The organism is Mesorhizobium sp. Cs1321R2N1, assembly GCF_037179725.1.
GTDB classification, from domain to species: domain Bacteria; phylum Pseudomonadota; class Alphaproteobacteria; order Rhizobiales; family Rhizobiaceae; genus Mesorhizobium; species Mesorhizobium salmacidum.
In genome coordinates, this window is record NZ_JAPYKP010000287.1 from 1 (window position 1) to 2,127 (window position 2,127).

Here is a 2,127-nt window from a genome sequence, read left to right on the forward strand (position 1 = left end):
ATGCCGGCGAAGTGTCGTTCGGCGCCGCGGGCGCCGAACGCAAGCTCACCAATGTCGCGGCGGGCTCGGCCGACACAGACGGCGTCAACGTCTCGCAGCTGCGCGGCGTCTCGCAAAACGTGTCCAACCTGTTCGGCGGCACCACCACGGTCAATCCCGACGGCTCGATCACCGGCCCGACCTACACCATCCAGGGCAACAATTATTCGACCGTCTTTGATGGCTTCACCGCCGTCGACAATGCGCTGACCAACATCAACAATGGCGGCGGCATCAAGTATTTCCACGCCAATTCGGGGCTGGCCGACTCGATCGCCGGCGGTGCCAACGCCGTGGCGATCGGGCCGGAGAGCGTGGCGAGCGGCACAGACAGCCTGGCCGCGGGCCATGGCTCGACAGCCGCCGGGCAAGGCGCCGTCGCACTCGGCCAGGGCGCACAGGCCAACAACGCCAGCGATGTGGCGCTCGGTTCGGGCTCGGTGTCGCAGACCGCGGTCGGCACGCCCAACACGGTCATCAACGGCAAGACCTATGCCTTTGCCGGGACCACCCCGACCGGAACCGTCAGCGTCGGCGACGCCGGCTCCGAGCGGACGATCACCAATGTCGCCGCCGGACGCGTTTCTTCCGGCAGCACCGATGCGATCAACGGGTCGCAGCTCTACGCCACCAACACGGCGATCGAGGATCTGACCAAGACGATCGGCGGCATCGGCGGCACCGTCCAGAACACCGTGCAATACGACACCATCAACAATCCGGACGGATCGACGACCAAGACCAACAAGATAACGCTGCAGGGCGGCGACCCGAATGCGCCTGTCGTCATCTCCAATGTCGGCCCGGGCGTTGCCGGCACCGACGCGGTCAACGTCAACCAGCTGAACCTGAACCTGGCCCAGAGCAAGACCTACACCGACCAGGTGGCGGTCACGACGTTGCAGCAGGCCAACAATTATACCGACCAGAAACTGGGCCAGCTCAATTCCGACATCAGCGGCATCAGGGACGAAGCCCGGCAAGCGGCGGCAATCGGACTGGCTGCGGCCTCGCTGCGCTATGACGACCGTCCCGGCAAGCTGAGCGTGGCGGCCGGTGGTGGTTTCTGGCGGGATTCGAGCGCGTTTGCCTTCGGCGCCGGCTACACCAGCGAGGACGGCCGCATCCGTGGCAATGTGTCGGGCACGGCGGCGGGTGGAAATGTCGGTGTCGGCGCCGGCCTGAGCTTCACCTTGAACTGAGGTGGACAACAGGGCGGCAATGAACAGGCGAACCGGCCATGACAGGCTAGACGCGAATCCGGGAAGACCGTCTGGTTTCCCCGGATTTGCCTTGGCATGCCTGACCTGCCTGGCGCTTGCCGGCGGGCTGGCGCCGGCTGCCGGGCAGGTGGCTTCGCCCTACAGGATCAAGCCCTCCGACGTGGTCGTGCCTCCCGACGTGAAGCTCGGACAATACCAGCGCACCATCCGTCCGTTCGAGAACTGGACGCTGATCTGCGACGAGAACCTCAAGGCGCGCAAGAAGGTCTGCAACGTCTCGCAGGTGATCGAGGACGGCGCCGGCAAGATGGCGTTCAGCTGGTCGCTCGCGGCCACCCAGGATGGCAAGCCCTACATGATCCTGCGCACCGCGCCGAACGCCAGGAGCGATGGGCTGGTGTCGCTGAAGTTCGATGGGCGCGCCGAACCGATCGACGTGCATCTGAACGGCTGCAACGAAATGGTCTGCGTCGGCATGCTGCCGGTGGGACCCCTGATGCGCCAGGAGATCGCGCAGAAGGCAACGCCGGCGATTTCCTACCCGACCGTCGACGGCCAGACCATTACCGTCACCGCAACGCTCAACGGGCTGTCCGAGGCCCTTGCGCCAGTCAAATAACCGAGGCAGCACCGTGAGCCAGCAAGACCCATTCATCTCCGCGACGCGCAGCAATCCGACCGTCGAGCCGGACCGCAGAAGGATCGTCGAGCCGGACCGCAAGGGGAGTGTCGAGCCGCAGCGGCGGTGGCCGCGCATCGCGGGATTGTCGCTGCTGGGGCTGGTCATGATGGGCATCGGCTTCGCCGGCGCGAACTATGCCGCGATCGCCGGCCTGGTCGGCAGCCCGACGGCCGCTCAGGCCGA

General features: G+C 66.1%; 2 protein-coding genes and 1 pseudogene. All 3 read left to right on the forward strand.

Annotation, left to right across the window (positions count from 1 at the left end; all coding sequences use genetic code 11):
• Positions 1 to 1,241: YadA-like family protein (locus O7A61_RS32000; RefSeq protein ID WP_337133143.1), on the forward strand; the 1,241-nt coding region annotated here is incomplete at its 5' end.
• A gap of 91 nt (positions 1,242 to 1,332) precedes the next feature.
• The gene (locus tag O7A61_RS32005; protein ID WP_337133144.1) at positions 1,333 to 1,881 is read left to right on the forward strand and encodes an invasion associated locus B family protein; all 549 of its coding nucleotides are present in this window, start codon (positions 1,333 to 1,335) and stop codon (positions 1,879 to 1,881) included.
• Between the two features lie 13 nt (positions 1,882 to 1,894).
• Positions 1,895 to 2,127: pseudogene (locus O7A61_RS32010) on the forward strand (hypothetical protein); the annotation flags it as partial.